Source organism: Niastella sp. sgz303648 (assembly GCF_059587045.1).
In genome coordinates this window covers 23,008-42,708 of record NZ_JCAPSW010000031.1, presented here as the reverse complement: position 1 = coordinate 42,708, position 19,701 = coordinate 23,008, and the positions used below count along the sequence as shown (strand labels likewise).

Annotated in this window: 11 protein-coding genes and 2 CRISPR repeat arrays (1 of these 13 only partly in view); of the genes, 3 read left to right on the top strand and 8 right to left on the bottom strand. The window is 40.3% G+C overall.

What is annotated here, in order from left to right; genetic code table 11:
* Positions 1–367, bottom strand: a 367-nt coding sequence (locus AC59IL_RS38250; RefSeq protein WP_496557535.1) for an aldo/keto reductase, incomplete at its 3' end; no start/stop codon positions are given.
* Between the two features lie 147 nt (positions 368–514).
* Here AC59IL_RS38250 and AC59IL_RS38245 point away from each other — a divergent pair.
* A complete protein-coding gene (locus tag AC59IL_RS38245) occupies positions 515–2,188 on the top strand; it encodes a S41 family peptidase (RefSeq protein WP_496557534.1) in 1,674 nt (557 codons plus the stop codon).
* An 86-nt stretch (positions 2,189–2,274) separates the two neighbouring features.
* On the opposite strand, the gene AC59IL_RS38240 is transcribed toward AC59IL_RS38245, so the two are convergent.
* The 5 genes from AC59IL_RS38240 to AC59IL_RS38220 all read right to left on the bottom strand — a co-directional run bounded on the left by AC59IL_RS38240 (position 2,275) and on the right by AC59IL_RS38220 (position 7,071).
* Complete coding sequence (locus tag AC59IL_RS38240) at positions 2,275–2,847, bottom strand: hypothetical protein (RefSeq protein ID WP_496557533.1); 573 nt, start codon at positions 2,845–2,847, stop codon at positions 2,275–2,277.
* Between the two features lie 236 nt (positions 2,848–3,083).
* On the bottom strand, positions 3,084–3,251 hold the full coding sequence (locus AC59IL_RS38235) for a hypothetical protein (protein WP_496557532.1): 168 nt from the start codon (positions 3,249–3,251) through the stop codon (positions 3,084–3,086).
* Between the two features lie 153 nt (positions 3,252–3,404).
* A complete protein-coding gene (locus AC59IL_RS38230) occupies positions 3,405–3,725 on the bottom strand; it encodes a YrhB domain-containing protein (RefSeq protein ID WP_496557531.1) in 321 nt (106 codons plus the stop codon).
* A gap of 3 nt (positions 3,726–3,728) precedes the next feature.
* The gene (locus AC59IL_RS38225) at positions 3,729–5,987 is read right to left on the bottom strand and encodes an RHS repeat-associated core domain-containing protein (protein ID WP_496557530.1); all 2,259 of its coding nucleotides are present in this window, start codon (positions 5,985–5,987) and stop codon (positions 3,729–3,731) included.
* A gap of 199 nt (positions 5,988–6,186) precedes the next feature.
* The gene (locus AC59IL_RS38220; RefSeq protein WP_496557529.1) at positions 6,187–7,071 is read right to left on the bottom strand and encodes an ATP-grasp domain-containing protein; all 885 of its coding nucleotides are present in this window, start codon (positions 7,069–7,071) and stop codon (positions 6,187–6,189) included.
* A gap of 579 nt (positions 7,072–7,650) precedes the next feature.
* Between AC59IL_RS38220 and AC59IL_RS38215 the strand changes: the two genes are divergently transcribed.
* Positions 7,651–8,466 carry a universal stress protein gene (locus AC59IL_RS38215; protein ID WP_496557528.1) on the top strand — a complete coding sequence of 272 codons (816 nt, stop codon included), beginning with the start codon at positions 7,651–7,653 and terminating at the stop codon, positions 8,464–8,466.
* A 288-nt stretch (positions 8,467–8,754) separates the two neighbouring features.
* On the opposite strand, the gene AC59IL_RS38210 is transcribed toward AC59IL_RS38215, so the two are convergent.
* On the bottom strand, positions 8,755–8,943 hold the full coding sequence (locus tag AC59IL_RS38210; protein ID WP_496557527.1) for a hypothetical protein: 189 nt from the start codon (positions 8,941–8,943) through the stop codon (positions 8,755–8,757).
* A gap of 243 nt (positions 8,944–9,186) precedes the next feature.
* Between AC59IL_RS38210 and AC59IL_RS38205 the strand changes: the two genes are divergently transcribed.
* A complete protein-coding gene (locus AC59IL_RS38205; RefSeq protein ID WP_496557526.1) occupies positions 9,187–10,419 on the top strand; it encodes a dipeptidase in 1,233 nt (410 codons plus the stop codon).
* Between the two features lie 888 nt (positions 10,420–11,307).
* Positions 11,308–11,990: a CRISPR direct-repeat array (repeat unit 30 nt; unit sequence GTTTCAATTCCTATATGGTGCGATTCAAAC).
* Between the two features lie 419 nt (positions 11,991–12,409).
* Here the strand turns inward: AC59IL_RS38205 and AC59IL_RS38200 are convergent.
* Positions 12,410–13,846, bottom strand: coding sequence for an AAA family ATPase (locus tag AC59IL_RS38200; RefSeq protein ID WP_496557525.1), 1,437 nt, complete (start codon positions 13,844–13,846; stop codon positions 12,410–12,412).
* Positions 13,847–14,510: 664 nt separating this feature from the next.
* A CRISPR array of direct repeats spans positions 14,511–19,701; the repeat unit is 30 nt; unit sequence GTTTCAATTCCTATATGGTGCGATTCAAAC; it runs 1,128 nt beyond the window's last position.

Sequence of the window (19,701 nt, the reverse complement as noted above, 5' to 3'; positions counted from 1 at the left end):
CAATGGTATCGATACCCAGCCGCACCAAAGAATAATTGATGAAGTTTTTGATGGCTATGGGACGCAGGTCAAGGCCGAGAAATCGACCGCCGTAAACGATGCCGCCAAACTTAACGCTTATAAAGGCGTCGTTCCTTCTGCCTTTGATGGCTTTGCCTACCAGCAGCTCATTGTGGCCGCTGCCGTAAAAGTCGCCTGTATTCAAAAAATTGATGCCGCTATCCAAAGCCATCTGAATGGTAGCTATACTTTCAGCTTCGTCATTGACCGGGCCACCCCAAACTGATGACATGCGCATACATCCTAATCCGAGTTTAGACACGAGCGGGCCATTTTTACCGAGGGAAATCTTTGTTATTGTTGTCATTATTGTTATTTTATTGACAGCACAAAGATCTTCGTTTATGCGCCTTAGCCGATTTCGCTTATGGCTCAATTTAGTTGTTTGGGTGGCTCAGTGGGAGTAATTTTGCAAAGCCTGTAAACCAGGGTTTGAAAAATTAAGATCGTTAATATGAAAAAGAAGATTATACTTGTTTTGCTTTTTGCAGTTTTGCAATTACCGGCATTTGCTCAAACTCCTTATGAAATCAATAATCTCTTTCAATTTTCAAAAACCTGGGGCTTTTTAAAATATCATCACTCAAACGTTGCACAAGGCCATTTAAATTGGGATTCTGTATTTGTAAAAAATGTTTACAAATTCAGAGTGGCCGATAAAAAACAGTTCAATACCCTATTGCAACAAATTCTTCATGCAGTAGGACCTCATTCTTCGGAAGCTGTCAATCCGCCCGACAATCTTTTTATGGCAAATAAAGATGATAACATAACATGGATAAAACAATCAACCTTATTTGACCCGGCAGTAAAAAACGAGCTAATTGCCATTTGTAATAAACCTTATCATGGTGATAATAAATATGTAAAAAGGTATTACGAGACTTCTGATTTCAGTGGTGAAACAGAATACAGGAATTTGTTGCTGCCGGATGTTCGTTACCGTTTATTGTTTCTTTCGCGTTTTTGGAATATCATCAATTATTTTGCACCTTATAAATATCTTATTGGTGATGATTGGAATAATAGCTTGAAGAAATTTATTCCATTGATGGTACAAGCTAACGATACCATAAGTTATTATAAAAGCCTTTCTTTATTGGCAGCTTCTTTAAATGATGGTCATGCGCAATTAACCTATAATTTTCAGTCAACACCTGTTACGGATCTTGTTTTTGGTAAATACACGGTTCCTTTTAACTGCCAGATTGTTGGAGACTCTTTAATCGTGCGGCATATTCTGCAACATCAAACTACTGATAGTTTAAACATACAGGTGGGTGACAAAATCATTAGAGTGGGCAATACGCCGGTAGAAAGCCTGATTAAGAAGAGAATGCCTTACATATCCGCTTCTAATATGCTCAATAGGAAATTTATTGTAAGCTGGTATATCTTAAATGACAATAAGCTAAATACTCGTGTTATAGTAGAAAGGGAGAACAAAATCATCCCTGTTGATATCAAAAGGGTAGATTATGCTGCAACGTTCGCAAAAGAATGGAGAAGTTTTATTAATCATTCAACGGGTGATACAGTGTGTAAATGGGTTCAGGATTCGGTTTTGCTTGTTTATACCGGACAAATTGAGGCTGCCAATGTAGGTGTGGTGAAAGAAAAGATTATGCAATCCAGGGCTGTTATTTTTGATGTGCGCAACTATCCGAATAACGATGCATTTTACGCGATGTTTGATATACTGCTTCCCAGGCCAACTATCTTAACTTATAGCACATTGCCTGTACATCCATTTCCGGGATATTTCAGATGGCATGTTTCGCCAACGCTTGGTAACAATAAACCAGATCATTACAAAGGAAAGGTCGTGATTTTAGTGGATGAGCGAACGCAAAGTCAGGGTGAATATTCCACCATGATTTTACAACTGGTTCCCCAGGCGATCACTATTGGTCGACAAACAGCCGGGTGCGATGGCGTTGTGACTTCTATTCCTATGGGAGGCAATCTTCATATTTCTTATTCAGGCTATGGCGTATATTATCCTGATAAAAGACCAACGCAGCGTGTGGGTGTGCATGTAGACATTGCGGTGCCGGAAACAACAAACGCTATTAAAGAAGGAAGAGATGAAGTCTTAGAAAAAACTTTGAGATATTTGAAGCAGTAGCAGAAACCTTTTGTGGTTAGCAATTCCCAGGTAAACAGGTTCGCAACATTGCGAACCTGTTTTTTTTAGGCAACAGCAAACAGATATTATTTTTTCGGTGGTGGTGGCGGCATTTTGGGAGGTTGCTGCTCGTATTGATACATCAAATTAACTTTCCCATTATTATCAAACCGCCATACTTCGTGCAGTTCTTTGGTTGTTTTTTTTCCTTTGGCGTCTGTTGAAATTTCCCTTGTCCATATCGATACCCAGTCTTCTTTTTTATCCTTACTTCTGAGAGGTATCCAGGCATGAACAGAATCAACGACACTGCCTAACCGCCCCCTCATTTTGTTGGCAACAGCAAAAAGACTGTCGCGGCTGCCGGCAAACATATTGCCATCGGCAAAATACATAGTGTCATTTTCCGCGAAAGAACTCTTTGAATTGTCGAGCATGTTGTTGTCCCAGTTTTTGTACAATTCGAGCAATGTTTTTGCATTTTTGGGGTCGCCCATCTCAAAATCTGAAGAATAATCAGCTTTGTAAGGATAGGTTATGTTTACCTGTTTTGTCGAATCGGAACCGGATTCCTTGACCGTTTCCGTTTTTGATTTGTCGGGGTTGGAGGTGCAGGCTGCTAAAAAAGCAATCGCTGTGAAAAGACAGATCTTTCTCATAAAAGTTAGTTCTAAGTTTTAAATAATGAAGAAGTTCAAAGGTGACGGCGGAAAAGGCGGGAGGGTGGGGATTCAAATATATTTTTCTAAGATAAGCATTTCGGATCAAGTCAAAAAAGATCCCACCTGTTATTGGTTATAATCAGGCGGGGCTGAAAGGGTTGAATGAATGGGAAGTTGATTAAAGTCAATTGTGCTTTTGCGGATATTTCTATTTTGCAAGTGGTTTTGCTTCATTACAGGTCTAAATTGTGCCGTACCGCCTGTTGCTTATATTCGACTTTCAGGGTTACCCGCATGCGTTCTAATCCTTCTATTTTAAGCCCTCCTAAAAGTCTAAAATTCAATTGCTCGTATTGATAAGTGATATACTCCCGGTTTTCTGTATTGAGTGTTGCAGTCATGTAATTGCGTTTATGGGTTAAATAAAAAAAGGAAGCCGTGTTAGACCTCTTTCAATGGTTATAAAAAAAGCCAGACTGTTACATCTGGCTTTAAGACCCAACTACTTTGATCATTACCATTATTGTGTTAAGTTCTTTGGAAATTGCACTGGGTTAAGTCCCCGATGTATCAGCTTTTAAACCAGGCAACTTAGTCTGCTCAAATTGCTCCATGTAAAATTCAACAGGGTTTGCAGTTCCTGTTACATGAATTCTTCCTTGGTACTTATCTACAATAAGTGGAGCATTGCCTATAAGAGAGTAACTAAAATTTCCTGTTTCTAAAAACTTTACGTTGTTGTAGAAGAATACCCAATAATCTTCAGTTTCAATTGTTTCTTCCAAAAGAACGGTGACTATTATTTCTTCTCTTTCATTATTGTATTCTTTAATCTGATTTTCAATACGCTTTAACGCTTCACTAAATGTGATCATATTTTATTTATTTGTAGGCAGAAATCCAAACCATTTATACCCAGTAAGTTTCGCCTTTCCGCCTGATTGACCATCAATAAAACTAACTTTGCCATTTTGATTAATAACATTAAATACGTGAGCATCTTTTGGTCCCCTATACCCATAAACAATTCCCATCTGCCCCGATTTACTAACCATTTTACTAACTTGATCGATAGATAGTCCATAAGTAAATTTTGCGCCAAAATGATTTTCTAGCACAATTGGCGATGTTGCTTCTGTTTTATTTAATGCACTAACTGGATACCCAGTCTTCAAATAATGATCAGTTGCTATTACACAATATGCACAGTTTACATTCCCTCCAACTTCATTAATATTCTTTATGCCAAAGTTACTACCATCGGCATTAATCACTTTCACTTTATTTCCGCCAGCTAAAGCAATTTCACTATTAGGACTTGCGTGTGTACTCGTTGTATTTGGTACCTCTTCTTGTACAGTTACGCTCTGCTTTGGTCTAGTAATGCTAGTTTCTACCTCTGCCTCAGGATGTTGCGGAACAGAAACTCTAAGACGGGGATTAGGAGTTGGAGGACCGCCGAATGAATGACTCATACGATCTCCCACCGTAGACACAAAAATCAAAGCTAAATCACCTTTAGTTTTAGGTTCCCAACCATTCAGAAACAAATATTCCTTGGCAAGTGCAGGGTCAACATGATTATACCATTTAGAAACACCTTTAGAAACATCGTCATAATTTTTTGCTGTAAAGTTTTGAGGCCACATTAAACCAGCTTCTAAACCATCTATGTCTATTGCCCATACCGGTGTATTACTCGCAAACTGATAAGGCGTCAACTCTGGATACTGCCTTGTAATCGGGTCAACAGACAAAAACTTACCCACTCTCGGATCATAAATCCTCATCCCATAATCCTGCTGATTTCCCTCTCCCTTTACCTCATTATCATTCTCCTTACCATTAAAACCATACCTATATCGGTCTCCTGCAGTGGAAGAAAGATAAGAACGACCAGGTTGTAACATCCCAAACGGATAATAATCCTGGGCACTTACAATATCCGCCTCGTAGTGATCGATCAAAGAGCTTGTGTCACTTAAAGGTATCCCAAATTTTTTATCTGATATTGTGGCCAGTACATTCCCTAAATGGTTGGTTAGCTCATATTCTTTCAACCCTCTTTTTTGATTCAGATCATATCCTATTCCTAATAAGGGTATATAGGTTATTTCAGAGGTTTCATTTTTATAAGTCTCATATACTTCCTGCTCTATACGCTGAGCTTCAGGCGAGATCAATAGATTAATCTTTGTTTCAATAGCATTTATTTGGCTGTATAGCTCTTTTTCAATTGCTTTTTCATCCTTTACATTGGCCTGACTGTATATGCTGGCATTGTTTGTATAGATGCTTTTTGTAAACCTTATTATATTACTCCGGGCTCCTTGCCATTGCATCTCAAGCCAGCCTCTGTACAACAGGAAAACGTCTGTTTTTTCTTTTAGCAAAAGATCATATTTCTCAGGCAAAACGGGTACACTATCAATTAACTTAGATAGCCTGTTATATATGTATAGTTTTTCGGGCGAGTTTTTATACAAACCTATTTTGGTAACAGCGCTGGTGGGATCAATATTATAATATATAGTACTGTCCTTTGTTTTTACCATAGCGCCCGCCTGCTCTTTATTGGTTGTAAAAAGCGGGCTATTCTGCAGCATGAATGGATCGGCACAATTCAGATAGGTTATATGTGTGAGAATATTTTTCCGGATATTTTCTATCGCTGCTAATTTTTGTAAAGGGGTTTTGGCCATTTGCACAGGTTCCGAAGTAAACAATGCACGGTAATTGGGATTTAAGCTGTCCACAATTAGCCTGGCGCCATATACCCGATAAATATCTTTGGCAGTGGCAATATCATCGAGGTATGCAAAACAAATATGCTGATATAATACAAATGGGTCAAGCTGTTTTGAGGCCACCAGTTCATACTCCCGGTCAGTTAGTTTAGTGGAATCAAATAGCCTTCCATGACAGGTAAACCAGCTTATTGTGTGGGATGATTGATTTAATACAGCGATATTAATAAACCGCGGGGAGCCAGATCTGCCATAAGTGATATAACCGCTTTTGTTGGTCGCGGCCAATTTCAAAATTGGGTTTACTCTGTTATCCCGCTGTACATCAATCTGAGTGAAAGAATAAAGAAAAAGAATGGTAAACGAAATAAGCAACAATTGCTTTTTCATAGTGAGGGGTTATTAATAAGACAAATTAACAACAATTACCTGGCTTAAATAAAATTGCTAACATTTAGTAATTCACGGAAAAAAATCAGGTTGAAAAGTTGTGAAATATTAAAGTTCCCCACTTGAACATTTTTGGCTATGGCTTTCCGGAATACTACTTCCTTTTTTTAATTGTTCTATTTTTCTGTTCGTGCGTGTGTTAATGATCAGCCGTATAATACAAATTCTGCATTGCCAATATAAATTTTGAAAGAAAGGCGTATGTAGCATATCCCCTGTGGGGCTCCAAATCCCAGTCCCTCATTACCACCGGATTCGTATTGATCTCAAATATCGCAAGACCTTCTTTTGTTTTTGCAAAATCAATTCTTCCGTACTGGATGTTTGCTATTTTAAAAATTTCAGAAACTTTGTCCCGGAATGAGTTTTGTACCAGATACCGTTTTTCCAATTCGTCATGTTCCGGCAATTGACCCTTAATTCCTTTGACCATCCATTGGGATGAAAAGAACAAGTGGTGAGGGACGATCATGTCCCCTATACAAAAAGCTCCGTATTTATGAAAGCCATCGCCCTCGACATTTATATCGCAGTACTCGACGATCATGGGAGCATAGGGCCCCACACTGTTACTTTTAGAAGTAGATAATGTTTTCTCCAGTTCTTCCGGTGAATGAAGCAGGTCGCTGACAGGACCATAATGATCCAATTCATTCCGTATAAAAACAGGATACCTAAAGTCATTTGCATTCTTCAACTCACGATACACATTAAAAGTGTTGATATTTTGCTTGTGCATTTCTTTTAACAGTTCAAATCTGCGCAGCACTTTACCCGGGTTATTTAACAACCGTCTTGCTCCCTGTGCAGCCGCTCTGTCATAAAGCGATTGGGCATCATGTATTGAATTGCCGGAAAAACGCTCGATATCACAGAATATAACTACAGCATCTTTGAAATCATCAACAGCGCGAGCTTCCTCGTAACTTAATATTTGTACAGGGAATTCTAAATAATCTCCGATAAATCGGCGAAATAGTTCAATGGTCCACTTATTATCATCCATTGTAATAAAATAGAACATAACAAATTGTTTTTATGAATTAGTCAATGTTAATCGGAACAGGCAACCGTTGAGTGCGTTGGAATATAATATCCCACCTTAGATGAGAATACATAAATGACACCTGACAGCTTTCGGATAGCTACCGCCAATAACATAGCATGTCAGGAAAGATTACTACGATAGCCTGGTCTGTAAAATCAGCCCAATGCAATATCCGCTTAAAAGTAAATACTAGTTAGAAGATTCATTATAGTAATGTCCGTTCTTTTAATTGCGGATTTTACTAAATGCATCAACTATCTGCTGGGATAACCAGGTGCGTTTTTATACCCGGTATTGGAGGCATTGGGGTCGTTGAGCAAATGCAGTATGGGTCGACGAAGAGGAGGGGGTGTAGCGGAAACGATTTCTGTGTATATCGTTTCCTTTAAACATGCATTCCGTTCACCGGCTGGCGTTCATGATGCAAATGGGTTCAATCCGATGCAGATAATTGTTTTTTTGACAAAAAATTTAAGAAATCGGGTAAGAAATTCGTCGGTTCAGTCAACAACAACGAATCTTTAATGTTATAAATGGGAAACAATCCTTCCTTATATGAAAAAGATAATTATCGCCACTGATTATTCGGCAGAAGCTGAAAATGCAGCTGATTACGCCGGCGCGGTGGCAGCGGAACAAGGCCACGAACTGATCCTTTTCAACTACAGTGAAATTTCTATTCATGTTTTAAATGCCAGGGCATCCGGTAGCGCCATTGACGAAATACTGGAAATATACCATGCAAACCTGAGCAAAGCAGCCCGGGCGCTTAGTAAAAAGTATAATGTAAAAGTGACGCCTCATTTGGCTACAGGTAATTTTTATGAAAGTCTGGTAGCTTGCATCAATCAATTTGAAGCCGCCGCGGTGGTCATGGGCATGGCCAATAAATCCGTTGAACAGGATCTGTTGGGCAACACCACCACAGCTACTATTCATAAGCTGCAATTTCCATTGCTGGCTATTCCCATTACCACAAAATACCATGGCTTTCACAAAATATTGTTTGCCTGTGATATTGAAAAAGGCGTCGAAGATAAGGTGCTGGAAAACGTTCATGAAATAGCAACAACGTTCGGTGCAACCGTAGAAGTGTTTTATGTTAAGGATAAAATAGAGGAGCTTCAGGGGGAAGAAGAAGCAGAGCATGTTTCTATTGAAAAAACCTTTGCAGGTATCAACTACTACTATAGGAACGTACAATCCCGCAAAATCATAAATGCCATTCAGGATGAGATAAAGGAAATGAATGCAGACCTGCTCATTATGTCGCCCTATAAATACGGGTTCTGGGATTCCATTGTACATCGAAGCAAAACCAGGATGATGGCTTCCGGCAATAACGTACCGTTGTTGTCATTGCCCTCCTGATCAGTGTTGTTTTTTGCGTTTAAGCAACACCGGTCATGAGTGGTTCAGGCGGGGGAGGAGGTAAGGCAGCAGTGCCTTATCTATCCTCACAAAGCAGCATCCACGAAGTCCCAAACCTGTCTCGCAGCATTGCAAAGCGGGAGGCAAAAAAGGTTTGCTCCATTTTCATAAAAATCTGGCCTCCGTCAGAAAGGAGGGCATAAATTCTTTCTGCTTCTTCTGCGCTGGTTAATCTAAGCGTAAGATAAGCGCTGCGCATAGGCTCGGCATTGGGAATGTCGGCGCCCATCAGCACCGTTTCACCAATCTGGATCCTGGCGTGTAAAATGGCATTTTCCAGTTTGCGGGAACCTGAGTTGTGTCGGGCTGCTGTTCGTGAGTCATCATCATGGTGATGTTGCCACCGAGGTGTTGCTCATAAAACTCAAATGCCTGCCGGCAATTACCCGGATAATTTACATAGATGTCGAGTTTCATCGATTATTTGTTGTTTGTGATTACTGTTGTAAGTATACGGTGAACCATTCAAAACTAACCTTAATAAAACAACTTAAAAGGGTGGGTTCGCGACATTATAAGGGCGTATTGCGACACTCAACCTGATACGAAACAACAGGGAGCGGTGCAGATACCGGGCGTGGCACTCCTGATATGATGGAAATATAGTCGACCCGCAAGGCCGGTGACCGTTTGTCGTCTTAGATTGACAAAACAAAAGATATGGGAAAGATGCAACAGGAATGGTCACGCAGAAAGTTCATTACATCAATATCAGGAACAGGAGCAGCTATTGTATTAACTCCTTTGTGGTCCTGGACTATCAACGATACTGATCCACGAATTGCTAAAATTGTAGCCAAAACCTTCGGTATAGACACGCACAATCATATTGACGTACCGCTTGTCAGGTCGGAATTGCCCGGACCTGCATTGGATTTATCCCACGAACTCAAAAAATCAGGTTTGTCGGCCATCGTTATGACCTTTGCCACCGATTACAAAAGAAATATCGAACCCGGAGAAGCTTACCAACGATTTATCAACGGACTCGACGCTATGGACAAAGTTTTGGCAGATAACGATATAAAGCGCGCCCTTAACCTCGCCGATATAAAGGGGGCGCACAAAAAACATAAGCCGGTTGTTGTTCAATCTGTGGAAGGTTGCCACTTTCTCGAAGGAAAAACAGAGCGTGTAGAAGAAGCTTACAATCGCGGCTTGCGTCATTTGGGTTTGTTGCACGACAGCGATGCTTCTGTGCCCCTTGGCGATGTGTACACCAATGCTGCAAAGTTTGGCGGACTTACTGATTTCGGTGCACAGGTGATAAAAGAATGTAATCGCCTGGGGATGCTTATTGACCTCACACATGCCAGCAACGATACCATTAATGCCGCATTGAAAATAACCACAAAACCAGTCATCATTTCTCATACAGGACTCGACACACAATTGGGCAAAAATGAAATGATGGCAAAGATGATGCGGCCAAGATTGATCAGTAAAGAGCAGGCTAAAATTGTTGCAGATGCAGGAGGTGTTATTGGTGTATGGACACATTTGGCAGATACCCCTCTGGAATATGCGCAAAACATTCGTGCTTTAGTTGATGTGGCTGGCATTGATCATGTTTGTATAGGCACCGATACCAAACTAACCCCACCTTACCGCTCTTCAAATGATTTTGGCGGAAAACCCGGCGCACAGCCTTCCGGAATAAAACCTGAATTTAAGCACGACAGCGCCGGGCAGAATAAAAGACCACCGAATTCCCCGAACAATGGCAAACGCCCCGGTGAAAGAACCAATGAAGCCTGGGCTGATCAGAAAAACGGTTTTTATTACGCAGTTGTTGATGCCATGCTACAAACAGGATTTACCGAAGAAGAAATAGAAAAGATTGGAGGCGGTAATTATTGCCGTGTGTTTGATGAAGCGACTTTGGGGCATTGATATAAATAAAATGGTTAGACGCAAAATGAGCATCAATACTTAGATACCACCTGTACCTGGCCGAAGGTATTTCAGGTGTGGTTGATTTTGTTCCCGGGCCTGGTACCGCCAATGTTGGTGTGGGCCGTACTTCAACTGATTATTTTTGGGAACTCACCAGTGATGGCGGCTACGTATTGGCTAAATCATATTTGGGCACTGGCGAAGGGGAGAGGCTTTCAAACCTAAGTCGAGGTAGATTGCAGACTGGTTCTTATTCTTTTTTTCTATATGGTGGTGTGCCTCTATTAACCATTTTTGTTGAAGCCACTGCCGATTCAGCTCCTTACAAAGCGCATTTCATAAACTGCATTTTGTATGTTTCAAATTCCTATACGGTGCAATTCAAACCTGCAATTTTGGTAAGTCCTACCAATACTGCCTCGTTTCAATTCCTTTACGGTGCGATTCAAACCGCGCCCAACATTGTTGGCACCCGCCCAACTATTGCCGTTTCAATTCCTATATGGTGCGATTCAAACTCAGTAGGGTGTACGCTTAAGTACATAAGTAAACGGTTTCAATTCCAGTATGGTGCGATTCAAGCCTGGATGCAAACTCAATATACCTATCAGGGTGATACCTTTCAATTCCTCTACGGTGCGATTATAATCGCCACTGACGCGGGCTACCTGATCTTCATGGTTATATTTCAATTCCCATATGGAACAATTCAAACTGTTGACTGGCCAAAGTCCTACTTGCAGTTCGCCAACTTTCAATTCCTAAATGGTGCGATTCAAGCAAGCCTGTTCTGCGAAAGTGTCGAAGCAGTCATTGCCTTTTCAATTCCTATATGGTGCAATTCAAACTTGCGGGATCATCTAAATATCCGCGTTCATCCTCCTGGTTTCAATTCCTAAATGGTGCGATTCAAACAATGAACGCTGACGATCATGGGGGGCCGGCTAACGTGTTTCAATTCCTATGTGGTGCGATTCAAACTTGAAGCTCCAATTCAAAGGCGACTCTTTTTTATAGTTTCAATTCCTCTATGGTGCGGTTCAAACTGATCAGGTCGTCCAACTCCTGCGTGATCACACCGTTTCAATTCCTATATAGTGCGATTCAAACAATGGCGGCTGTATCCACCGACTCAACAACCACAAGTTTCAATTCCTATATGGTGCGATTCAAACCATGGGTATTAAATGTTGATTCGGGTGCAATTAGATTGTTTCAATTCCTATATGGTACGAATCAAACAATAATCATATTATCACCAATGGTCAATTTAACCAAGTTTCAATTCCTATATGGTGCGATTCAAACCGTGCGATGCAACAGAAGATCTACATCCTTGCGAAGTTTCAATTCCTATATGGTGCAATTCAAACCTGCCACAACGAACCAGAATAATACTTGTACCCTATGTTTCAATTCCTATATGGTGCGATTCAAACTTGAAGTTCCAATTCAAAGGCGACTCTTCTCTATAGTTTCAATTCCTATATGGTGCGATTCAAACACGGCGCAGGAATGTCTAATGGAGAGCTATACGAGTTTCAATTCCTGTATGGTGCGATTCAAACGTATCGTTATTTTGCTATCAGTCTGGATTAAAAGACACAACCGGTAAACATGCCGGCATTACTTACTAAAGAACAATTGACAAACCCTGTATCAGTTGTAACCGCGTTTTTTAAAAAATTTCCTGTAACCTATATCCGGCGTGAGCTGTGGGGCTGGTTTCAAGCAGGTATAACATTTGGCGGTGTTTATCCTGAAAATTTATGGCCTGCCGTTGTATTTAACCTGTACAATTATTTATCATGCCTTACTGACGCTGGTTATAGTCTCTCGCAACACCGGTCATGATTTGTACAAGTGGGGGAGGAGTCGAAAGACTTAACGACGCCATTTCCACATGGATTATGGTGCATCCTGTTGTATGCAAAAAAAACCGGAAAGCGCATGACTTGTTTTTCAGGATAACATAGAATGAACTGTGCTACCTGAATAAATCTTCCATGACCACCTCGGACTGGACACGTCCGAGATAATATTCATTTTTCTTTGTACCGTAAGTTGTTATCATCGTTAGAAATAAGTTGCTCTTTGTCTTTGTTCCGTTACGGAAAATATTGATTTTATTATCAAGATCAGGCGCATATTTCTTATCGATGATAAACGGTGCGCTGGAAAATTTCATTTCACAAATATTGATACAACGGTCCTGGCGATCAAGCAAAAGATCTATCTGTGCACCTTGCTCACCTTTTCCGGGCTTGTGTCTCCAGGTAGAAGCATGGGTAAGAACACCTTCAATACCTAAGGCTCGTCTAATTTGGAGTACATGTTTAAGGCAAACGGTTTCAAATGCAAAACCACTCCAAATAGTATAGGCTGAGGTACTGTATTGTCGCAGCCATGCGCCCGAACCCATATCTTTTGCATGTTCAATGAATTTCAGATAAAAAAGCGAGTACTCGTCGGACAGTTTATAGATGCTTTCGTTCTTCGTTTTTTCAAATGGAATATACGGAGTAATAAAGCCTGACTCTTCTAATTCGTTAAGTATTTTGCTGGTTGTTCCTCCGGAAGAAAAACCGCATTCAGCAATGATTTCGTTCCTTGTTAACCCTTTTCCTTTACCAGCCAACGTTCTGATCACCAATTCGTGTTGTTGGGCGTTTGCAAACAAGGCGGCATATAAATTATTGAACTCCTTTTTCAGCAATCCATCTTTTGTAAAACAAAGCCGGTCTATTATTTGTGCAGGGCTTTCGCCAGGATTAATATTGCGCAGATAATGAGGTATGCCTCCCATCGCCATATAAATCTGCAATAAACTATATTTTTCCAGTACTATACCACGGCTTTGTAAGTACTGTTCTGTTTCTCCAAGCGTGAATGGCAGGAGCCGTATGGTTTGTGTAACACGATTGTGTAAACCGCCCCTGTTGTTGATGACTTTATCGATCATCCATGAGGCCGCTGATCCACATATAACAACTTTGATATGTGATAACTTTGACGCCTGGGTATTCCACCAGTGATCAAATGCCTTCAAAAAACCTGATTTGCGTGTTTCTATCCATGGAAATTCATCAAAGAACAAAACGGCTGGTTGGCTGGTTGGTATATGTGATATATAGTTAGTTAGCATATCAAACGCTTGCAGCCAACTTTCAGGAATAGCAATGCGAATTGGGCTTTTGGTTGCGGACTGAAGAGCAAGACTAAAATTCTCCAATTGGTCTTTTGTACTGGCTTCATGTATCCCTGTGAATTCAAATACAAGGTGGTCTTTGTAGAAGGCATGAATTAAATAGGTTTTTCCTACCCGGCGCCGTCCGTAAACAGCTATTAATTCCGATTCGGGTGTCTCTAACCTCGCAAGGAGAATCTTTTTTTCTTCCAGCCTGCCTATGATATTATCAGCCAAAATGAGGATAATTTTATTAAAATGGACGTAAATGATAACCTATATTCAGCCAAAATTAACTAAAATAGACGATTTTGGACGATAATATAGGTAGAATTATCCCTAAAACACACCACATTTTATTGACACAATTCAATTGCTCCCTTTTTTATTATATTAAAATTCATATTTGATTATTAAATAGTTGTTTAAGTTTAAATTAATCCTCAAATCCTATTTCCTGGTTCGACAATTCTCCAATCCGGATCTGCTCACCAAAGCTCTCGCGCTTTGTTTCAATTCCTATTTGGTACGATTCAAACCATTAAAAGAAAAAGTTGTTTTTAGTCTTTTCGGCATGTTTCTATTCCTAAGTGGTGCTATTCAAACAAAACTACGTGTACTTAATCGTGGTACCTTCACCCGTTTCAATTCCTATATGGCGCAATTCAACTTTTAGGTGCAAAGAAACCGTAGGAACCTTTCTTGTTTCAATTCCTATATGACGCAATTCAAACCTCTACTCCTATTGCTTACTTAGCCGGAGTTTTTTGGTTTCAATTCCTATATGGTGCGATTCAAACTTGGGTATCAAATCAGACACAGCAGACCTCAGCGTTATTTCAATTCCTAATGGTGCGATTCAAACGGTATCGTCGAGAAAGTCAAAACCACCCCAAGTCCAGTTTCAATTCCTATATGGTGCAATTCAAACGATTTCTGACAGATGTATATAGGTGAGACAGGCTCGTTTCAATTCCTGTATGGTGCGATTCAAACATGAAGAGGACAGAAAGAGAAACGAATGATCAAAAGTTTCAATTCCTATATGGTGCGATTCAACCCAGATCTTTATAGTAGCCCTGCAGTTGCTTATTATGTTTCAATTCCTAAATGGTGCGATTCAAACAATCCGTGCGGATTACATTATCAGGATTACATCTGAGTTTCAATTCCTATATGGTGCGATTCAAACTGCCATTTCGGTTTCACCAGTGATTACAACCGATCCGTTTCAATTCCTATATGGTGCGATTCAAACGCGAAGTACCATTAGTAGCCGGGTCCCTCTTCTTGTTTCAATTCCTATATGGTGCGATTCAAACTATAGCCACCACTCAAAGCAACGTTTGCGGTGCCAATGTTTCAATTCCTATATGGTGCGATTCAAACTATTCGTTAGGCGACTTAAGAATGCAAGTGCAGGAATGTTTCAATTCCTATATGGTGCGATTCAAACAATTGAATTTTATGCGGATCCATTCAAACCAAACGAGTTTCAATTCCTATATGGTGCGATTCAAACCATCAACAACTCAAAGCGGTCAGGGAAGGTTTACGTTTCAATTCCTATATGGTGCGATTCAAACTGTAATCGAAACCATTGATATGAACAATCAAACCGAGTTTCAATTCCTATATGGTGTGATTCAAACCGCAAGGGGCCATCGATATTACCCTCGATAAGAAACGTTTCAATTCCTATATGGTGCGATTCAAACGGGACCTTGTGTGCTCAGGAAGTCGCAAAAGGTTATGTTTCAATTCCTATATGGTGCGATTCAAACCAAAGAGTTCAAATTAACACAATCGGAACTTAGATGTTTCAATTCCTATATGGTGCGATTCAAACCTTTCTGGCTTACTTAGAATTACTTGATTTATGAATGTTTCAATTCCTATATGGTGCGATTCAAACCGGTACACCAACGGCAAGTTTGCAAACCACTTCCGTTTCAATTCCTATATGGTGCGATTCAAACTATGTGGTCGTGTTGGTTTTGCTGGTCTTTCTGGTTGTTTCAATTCCTATATGGTGCGATTCAAACGGAAGGACGCTAACGTTGCCAACGGCGTCAGTAAAGTTTCAATTCCTATATGGTGCGATTCAAACATTGTTTACAGCGCTGGCCCATCCTTTATATTCTTCGTTTCAATTCCTATATGGTGCGATTCAAACAACTCTCATCAGTTAACCTTACACGGCCTACCTCTAGTTTCAATTCCTATATGGTGCGATTCAAACTTAGCGTCTTCAACCCAAACTTCATCTTTATTCAAGTTTCAATTCCTATATGGTGCGATTCAAACACGTCACATTCGCCCTTAACTTCATCGTACTTATATTGTTTCAATTCCTATATGGTGCGATTCAAACCCAACCAAAGGGCAATCATTACATCATTGGAAGCTAAGTTTCAATTCCTATATGGTGCGATTCAAACTGTAAAGTCTACATTAGAGGTATTCTGCACGATCGTTTCAATTCCTATATGGTGCGATTCAAACCGGTCGGCGTCAATGTTCCCGTAATCGGTGCAGTGTTTCAATTCCTATATGGTGCGATTCAAACTGGATATCAAATCAAACACAACAGACTGCAGCCTTGTTTCAATTCCTATATGGTGCGATTCAAACTAAACTGGTCGACTCTTACGAGGGTCAGGGAATACAGTTTCAATTCCTATATGGTGCGATTCAAACTGCATATAGGATTATGCGCAATAAGGCCATTGCCCAGTTTCAATTCCTATATGGTGCGATTCAAACTCACCGACAAGGGCTGTATACATTTCCTGCACCTGTGTTTCAATTCCTATATGGTGCGATTCAAACTGTTATAACATTAATGGTTACTTGAATTAGTATAGGTTTCAATTCCTATATGGTGCGATTCAAACCCAAAATTTAAAGAAAGTCCTTACTTCAAAGATGCTTGTTTCAATTCCTATATGGTGCGATTCAAACTCGAAAGCATACCGCGAACTTCCGAATGAACACTAGTTTCAATTCCTATATGGTGCGATTCAAACTGGGCATGGTAGTAGGTGCCTTCCGGCAATTAATGTTTCAATTCCTATATGGTGCGATTCAAACTGTCTTATGGATTCATAAAACGTCGAACATTTCAAAGTTTCAATTCCTATATGGTGCGATTCAAACCGCAACGCCCTACTGGGATGTGTCGCGTTATTCAGTTTCAATTCCTATATGGTGCGATTCAAACTCACGAGCAATGCTTTCATCATCACCTTCATACCAGTTTCAATTCCTATATGGTGCGATTCAAACCAGCGTGGTCCGGCTGTTACTTTGCCTCTTATACGTTTCAATTCCTATATGGTGCGATTCAAACATTCAGATCCGGTAGGCGCAGAGCTTACTTTATAAATGTTTCAATTCCTATATGGTGCGATTCAAACTAGCAGTATTAATGGCGGCAGCCGCCTGCGTACTAGGTTTCAATTCCTATATGGTGCGATTCAAACTACTCAGCTTCCCCTGCACCTTATCAATATACATATGTTTCAATTCCTATATGGTGCGATTCAAACTTCCATCGGTAATGTGATGGTGCCCTAAATTATTGTTTCAATTCCTATATGGTGCGATTCAAACCCGGGGGTGTAGTTAACCAGGACTTAGTCGAACGGGTTTCAATTCCTATATGGTGCGATTCAAACCTCGAACGTGCTACAGGAAGGGACGCTATTTACAGTTTCAATTCCTATATGGTGCGATTCAAACTGAAAATGCAGCCGATTCGGGCACTGGTTTAGTAAAGTTTCAATTCCTATATGGTGCGATTCAAACCCTATTGCAGCAGCAATAACATCCGGTGTAGCCTTGTTTCAATTCCTATATGGTGCGATTCAAACATGCCAGACATGATTTCGTTTGGTCTTATTTGCAAAGTTTCAATTCCTATATGGTGCGATTCAAACCTTAATAAGTCAGCACAAAGGGCGGCTGAACCACAGTTTCAATTCCTATATGGTGCGATTCAAACTTCGTTGACCGCCTTGTTGTCCATATCCGTTACTATGTTTCAATTCCTATATGGTGCGATTCAAACTAATCGGCCAATTGGGTTCTCTATGCAAAAAAAATGTTTCAATTCCTATATGGTGCGATTCAAACAATATGGTGTTAAAGGTCTAAGTGGGTTCATTCTTGTTTCAATTCCTATATGGTGCGATTCAAACAGTATTGTGTTCACTGCGGCATCGCGGACTTACCAGGTTTCAATTCCTATATGGTGCGATTCAAACGAAGGGCCGAGGTCTGCGATTTTATATTTTCCTCCGTTTCAATTCCTATATGGTGCGATTCAAACTACCAGGGGGGAACCTGTCGTTACATGATTGACTTTTGTTTCAATTCCTATATGGTGCGATTCAAACTGTCGATTGCCATGAAGGAAGACCGGATGATACCTGAGTTTCAATTCCTATATGGTGCGATTCAAACAATCCAAACCGGGCGCTCACCAACAGCTTCAAAAAAAGTTTCAATTCCTATATGGTGCGATTCAAACATTGAGTACTTTCTACTGCGATTGCCATATCTTCGTTTCAATTCCTATATGGTGCGATTCAAACTGGAAAGTCGTTCTTTAAGAACTCCCTTCCCTTAGTTTCAATTCCTATATGGTGCGATTCAAACCTTAAAGTTGCTTGCTGTTGCTGGTGGTTTCCTGCGTTTCAATTCCTATATGGTGCGATTCAAACTTTCATTACCGATATACAAGTACAAAGTACACCTAAGTTTCAATTCCTATATGGTGCGATTCAAACATTAACTGATGTTTCCTCAGTCTGAGAAGACTTCGTTTCAATTCCTATATGGTGCGATTCAAACATAAAGACAAGGTTATTGCTCTTGAGTTAAAATTGTTTCAATTCCTATATGGTGCGATTCAAACGCTGGGGCTGATAATGGAGCCACATGTCAGGTAAAGTTTCAATTCCTATATGGTGCGATTCAAACTTTGAAGCGTAGCAATAACTGTATCTGAAACGAAGTTTCAATTCCTATATGGTGCGATTCAAACCAGTACTACAACAGCAACAGTGACCGGGGCAGCAATGTTTCAATTCCTATATGGTGCGATTCAAACCATAAGTTTTATGTTTTCGATCCCGCTGATTCATCTGTTTCAATTCCTATATGGTGCGATTCAAACTACCGATTTCGAAACGATTATTCAGGGGATGAAGGAGTTTCAATTCCTATATGGTGCGATTCAAACTATGCGATCACTGATGAAGAGCATCGGCGCCAGGCACGTTTCAATTCCTATATGGTGCGATTCAAACAAAATAGGCGCAGCCTTCATTACTGTGATCAGGCACGTTTCAATTCCTATATGGTGCGATTCAAACTAAAAAGGCGCTCATAGGCGCATATAATCTTATCATGTTTCAATTCCTATATGGTGCGATTCAAACTCGAAAGCCCAGGAAAAACAATCCTGATATCCATGTTTCAATTCCTATATGGTGCGATTCAAACTGGACAGCCCACAAGCATATTTATTGAAAAAAATAAGTTTCAATTCCTATATGGTGCGATTCAAACTAGCAAACCCGAGTTTATACATTTCAGGTGCAGTTAGTTTCAATTCCTATATGGTGCGATTCAAACAGCGAAGGCATTCATTTCAGCCTCTTTAGACTGTGTTTCAATTCCTATATGGTGCGATTCAAACAACGGCTTTCAGGAGCCGTTTAACTTGACGTATACAGGTTTCAATTCCTATATGGTGCGATTCAAACTATGGAGCCCTGCCTTAATCTGCCTTTTTTCTTCTGGTTTCAATTCCTATATGGTGCGATTCAAACGGTGGAAATATATAGCTTGCCGGCCTCTAACTCATGTTTCAATTCCTATATGGTGCGATTCAAACAAATTTTCCATGCGGGAAGAAAACAGTATCAACAGTGTTTCAATTCCTATATGGTGCGATTCAAACCGGTCGTTGTTGAATTGCTGGCCGCGCCAGTCGAGTTTCAATTCCTATATGGTGCGATTCAAACATGACGGCTGTATCTACTGGCTCTACCACTACAATGTTTCAATTCCTATATGGTGCG